The organism is Micromonospora sp. B9E7, from assembly GCF_039871815.1.
Lineage (GTDB): Bacteria > Actinomycetota > Actinomycetes > Mycobacteriales > Micromonosporaceae > Micromonospora.
In genome coordinates this window covers 1-5384 of the sequence record NZ_JBDPLX010000043.1, presented here as the reverse complement: position 1 = coordinate 5384, position 5384 = coordinate 1, and the positions used below count along the sequence as shown (strand labels likewise).

Annotated in this window: 3 rRNA genes; all 3 read left to right on the top strand. The window is 57.3% G+C overall.

Going from position 1 to position 5384, the window contains the following annotated elements:
- Nucleotides 1–165: 165 nt before the first annotated feature.
- The 3 genes from ABGB10_RS33100 (at nucleotide 166) to rrf (ending at nucleotide 5372) form a co-directional block, all read left to right on the top strand.
- A 16S ribosomal RNA gene (locus ABGB10_RS33100) occupies nucleotides 166–1680 on the top strand.
- A gap of 381 nt (nucleotides 1681–2061) precedes the next feature.
- A 23S ribosomal RNA gene (locus tag ABGB10_RS33095) occupies nucleotides 2062–5170 on the top strand.
- 85 nt (nucleotides 5171–5255) lie between these two features.
- Nucleotides 5256–5372: ribosomal RNA gene (gene rrf, locus ABGB10_RS33090) — 5S ribosomal RNA — on the top strand.
- Together the 16S, 23S and 5S rRNA genes form the textbook arrangement of a ribosomal RNA operon.
- The last annotated feature ends 12 nt before the right edge of the window (nucleotides 5373–5384 follow it).

Here is a 5384-nt window from a genome sequence, read left to right as displayed (position 1 = left end):
GTGGGGCTTCTGGTCGGTGTGTGGTTGTTCTTTGAGAACTCAACAGGGTGCTTGTAAAGCCAGTGCCAATTATGATTTATACCCCGGACTGGTCAGTTTTTGCTGGCTGGTTGGGATTCCTTTGGCAACATTTGTTTGTTGTCAGGATGCTGTTCAACTAATTTTTTGTTGGAGAGTTTGATCCTGGCTCAGGACGAACGCTGGCGGCGTGCTTAACACATGCAAGTCGAGCGGAAAGGCCCTTCGGGGTACTCGAGCGGCGAACGGGTGAGTAACACGTGAGCAACCTGCCCCAAGCTTTGGGATAACCCTCGGAAACGGGGGCTAATACCGAATATTACTGCTGGCCGCATGGCTGGTGGTGGAAAGTTTTTCGGCTTGGGATGGGCTCGCGGCCTATCAGCTTGTTGGTGGGGTGATGGCCTACCAAGGCGACGACGGGTAGCCGGCCTGAGAGGGCGACCGGCCACACTGGGACTGAGACACGGCCCAGACTCCTACGGGAGGCAGCAGTGGGGAATATTGCACAATGGGCGGAAGCCTGATGCAGCGACGCCGCGTGAGGGATGACGGCCTTCGGGTTGTAAACCTCTTTCAGCAGGGACGAAGCGAGAGTGACGGTACCTGCAGAAGAAGCACCGGCCAACTACGTGCCAGCAGCCGCGGTAAGACGTAGGGTGCGAGCGTTGTCCGGATTTATTGGGCGTAAAGAGCTCGTAGGCGGCTTGTCGCGTCGACCGTGAAAACTTGGGGCTCAACCCCAAGCCTGCGGTCGATACGGGCAGGCTAGAGTTCGGTAGGGGAGACTGGAATTCCTGGTGTAGCGGTGAAATGCGCAGATATCAGGAGGAACACCGGTGGCGAAGGCGGGTCTCTGGGCCGATACTGACGCTGAGGAGCGAAAGCGTGGGGAGCGAACAGGATTAGATACCCTGGTAGTCCACGCTGTAAACGTTGGGCGCTAGGTGTGGGGGGCCTCTCCGGTTCCCTGTGCCGCAGCTAACGCATTAAGCGCCCCGCCTGGGGAGTACGGCCGCAAGGCTAAAACTCAAAGGAATTGACGGGGGCCCGCACAAGCGGCGGAGCATGCGGATTAATTCGATGCAACGCGAAGAACCTTACCTGGGTTTGACATGGCCGCAAAACCTCCAGAGATGGGGGGTCCTTCGGGGGCGGTCACAGGTGGTGCATGGCTGTCGTCAGCTCGTGTCGTGAGATGTTGGGTTAAGTCCCGCAACGAGCGCAACCCTCGTTCGATGTTGCCAGCGCGTTATGGCGGGGACTCATCGAAGACTGCCGGGGTCAACTCGGAGGAAGGTGGGGATGACGTCAAGTCATCATGCCCCTTATGTCCAGGGCTTCACGCATGCTACAATGGCCGGTACAATGGGCTGCGATACCGTGAGGTGGAGCGAATCCCAAAAAGCCGGTCTCAGTTCGGATCGGGGTCTGCAACTCGACCCCGTGAAGTCGGAGTCGCTAGTAATCGCAGATCAGCAACGCTGCGGTGAATACGTTCCCGGGCCTTGTACACACCGCCCGTCACGTCACGAAAGTCGGCAACACCCGAAGCCGGTGGCCCAACCCTTGTGGAGGGAGCCGTCGAAGGTGGGGCTGGCGATTGGGACGAAGTCGTAACAAGGTAGCCGTACCGGAAGGTGCGGCTGGATCACCTCCTTTCTAAGGAGCACCTTCCGACGAAAGTCGGTAAGGAGCCCGCGGCCTACGAATGTTGGGTCGGGGTGCTCAGATGGCGGAGACACTGGCAAGTTTTGCCCTGGCAACGGCCGGCGGTGCTTAGTACAGCCACTTCGGTGGTGGGAACGGTTGCTGTTGGTGCGGCTGGGGGGAGATGTGAGCACCCTGTTGGGTCCTGAAGGAACAACCGTCGTGTTGTTGTTTCAGAGACTTTGCCGGCCTCCGTGTGGGGGCTGGAAGTCTGCCAGGCATGGCCTGGCCCCACATACCGCCAGTCTTGAGGGATTGGGTTTGGTGTGGGGTCGTTCGGGTTGTGGGTTGGTCGTTTGTTGAGAATTGCACAGTGGACGCGAGCATCTTTGTGGTCAAGTTGTCAAGGGCGAACGGTGAATGCCTTGGCACCAGGAGCCGATGAAGGACGTGGGAGGCCGCGATAGGCCTGGGGGAGCTGTCAACCAAGCTGTGATCCCAGGGTGTCCGAATGGGGAAACCTGGCACCAGTCATGTGGTGTCACCCACACCTGAACACATAGGGTGTGTGGAGGGAACGCGGGGAAGTGAAACATCTCAGTACCCGTAGGAAGAGAAAACAATTTAGTGATTCCGTGAGTAGTGGCGAGCGAAAGCGGATCGAGGCTAAACCGGCTGCGTGTGATACCTGTCAGGGGTTGCGTGGTCGGGGTTGTGGGACCCTGCTGAACAAGCTGACACTTGTTCGAGAAGTTACAAAGTTAGTTGCTAGTCGAACAGTCTGGAATGGCTGACCGTAGACGGTGAAAGTCCGGTAGGTGAAAGTTGCTGACCTTCTGTGGGTGTTCCCGAGTAGCGGCGGACCCCTGAAATCTGCCGTGAATCTGCCAGGACCACCTGGTAAGCCTAAATACTTCCTGGTGACCGATAGCGGACAAGTACCGTGAGGGAATGGTGAAAAGTACCCCGGGAGGGGAGTGAAATAGTACCTGAAACCGTTCGCCTACAATCCGTCGGAGCCTTGCGGGGTGACGGCGTGCCTTTTGAAGAATGAGCCTGCGAGTTAGTGGCATGTGGCGAGGTTAACCCGTGTGGGGGAGCCGTAGCGAAAGCGAGTCTGAATAGGGCGATTCAGTCGCGTGTCCTAGACCCGAAGCGGAGTGATCTAGCCATGGGCAGGCTGAAGCGCGGGTAAGACCGCGTGGAGGGCCGAACCCACCAATGTTGAAAAATTGGGGGATGACCTGTGGTTAGGGGTGAAAGGCCAATCAAACTCCGTGATAGCTGGTTCTCCCCGAAATGCATTTAGGTGCAGCGTCGCGTGTTTCTTGCCGGAGGTAGAGCACTGGATGGTCTAGGGGGCCCACAAGCTTACCGAAATCAGCCAAACTCCGAATGCCGGTAAGTGAGAGCGCGGCAGTGAGACTGCGGGGGATAAGCTTCGTAGTCGAGAGGGAAACAGCCCAGATCACCAGCTAAGGCCCCTAAGCGTGTGCTAAGTGGAAAAGGATGTGGGGTCGCATAGACAACCAGGAGGTTGGCTTAGAAGCAGCCACCCTTTAAAGAGTGCGTAATAGCTCACTGGTCAAGTGGTTCCGCGCCGACAATGTAGCGGGGCTCAAGCACACCGCCGAAGCTGTGGCATTCACATTTTATCCTCGCTTGGACTTGATTCCTTGTGCAGGTGTGTGGATGGGTAGGGGAGCGTCGTGCCGCGAGTGAAGCAGCGGGGTGACCCAGTTGTGGACGCGGCACGAGTGAGAATGCAGGCATGAGTAGCGAAAGAAGGGTGAGAAACCCTTCCGCCGGATGACCAAGGGTTCCAGGGCCAGGCTAATCCGCCCTGGGTGAGTCGGGACCTAAGGCGAGGCCGAGAGGCGTAGTCGATGGACAACGGGTTGATATTCCCGTACCCGCGAAAGAGCGTCCCTGATGAACCTCGTTGTGCTAACCACCCGAACTTGGTGAGGTCTTCGGACTGAGCTGGGGGAGCGTGGGAACCTGATGGGTAGTAGTCAAGCGATGGGGTGACGCAGGAAGGTAGCTGAGCCCGGCCGGTGGTTGTGCCGGGGTAAGCGTGTAGGCCGTGTTGTAGGCAAATCCGCAACACATATGGGCTGAGACGTGATGCCGAGCCGATTCAGGTGAAGTCAGTGATCCTATGCTGCCGAGAAAAGCCTCTAGCGAGTTCTTAGCGGCCCGTACCCCAAACCGACACAGGTGGTCAGGTAGAGAATACCGAGGCGATCGGGCGAACTGTGGTTAAGGAACTCGGCAAATTGCCCCCGTAACTTAGGGAGAAGGGGGGCCGGAGACGTGAAGCCCCGCGCGGGTGGAGCGTTGTATGGCCGCAGAGAGCAGGGGGAAGCGACTGTTTACTAAAAACACAGGTCCATGCGAAGAAGTAATTCGATGTATATGGACTGACGCCTGCCCGGTGCTGGAACGTTAAGGGGACCTGTTAGCTCTTCGGGGCGAAGCGGAGAACTTAAGCGCCAGTAAACGGCGGTGGTAACTATAACCATCCTAAGGTAGCGAAATTCCTTGTCGGGTAAGTTCCGACCTGCACGAATGGCGTAACGACTTCCCCACTGTCTCAACCACAGGCCCGGCGAAATTGCAGTACGAGTAAAGATGCTCGTTACGCGCGGCAGGACGGAAAGACCCCGGGACCTTTACTATAGCTTGACATTGGTACTCGAATTAGCTTGTGTAGGATAGGTGGGAGCCGGTGAAGTCCATACGCCAGTATGGGTGGAGGCAATCTTGAAATACCACTCTGGTTGATTTGGGTATCTAACTTCGGACCGTTATCCGGTTCAGGGACAGTGTCTGGTGGGTAGTTTAACTGGGGCGGTTGCCTCCTAAAAGGTAACGGAGGCGCCCAAAGGTTCCCTCAGCCTGGTTGGCAATCAGGTGTTGAGTGCAAGTACACAAGGGAGCTTGACTGTGAGACTGACAGGTCGAGCAGGGACGAAAGTCGGGACTAGTGATCCGGCACTTGCGAGTGGAAGCGGTGTCGCTCAACGGATAAAAGGTACCCCGGGGATAACAGGCTGATCTTCCCCAAGAGTCCATATCGACGGGATGGTTTGGCACCTCGATGTCGGCTCGTCGCATCCTGGGGCTGTAGCAGGTCCCAAGGGTTGGGCTGTTCGCCCATTAAAGCGGTACGCGAGCTGGGTTTAGAACGTCGTGAGACAGTTCGGTCCCTATCCGCCGTGCGCGTAGGATACTTGAGAAGGGCTGTCCCTAGTACGAGAGGACCGGGACGGACGAACCTCTGGTGTGCCAGTTGTCCTGCCAAGGGCACGGCTGGTTAGCTACGTTCGGAAGGGATAACCGCTGAAAGCATCTAAGCGGGAAGCCTGCTTCAAGATGAGGTATCCCACCCACTTTGTGGGGTAAGGCCCCCAGCTAGACGACTGGGTTGATAGGCCGGAAATGTAAGCCCGGTAACGGGTTCAGTTGACCGGTACTAATAGGCCGAGGACTTGACTACTAAGCTGCTACGCGTCCACTGTGCAACTCTGAACGAGCGAACACCCGTGACTGTGTGCCGGGGTTGTTTGATATGTTCATAGAGTTACGGCGGTCATGGCGGAGGGGAAACGCCCGGTTACATTCCGAACCCGGAAGCTAAGCCCTCCAGCGCCGATGGTACTGCACTCGTGAGGGTGTGGGAGAGTAGGACGCCGCCGGACAATCTTTCCAGA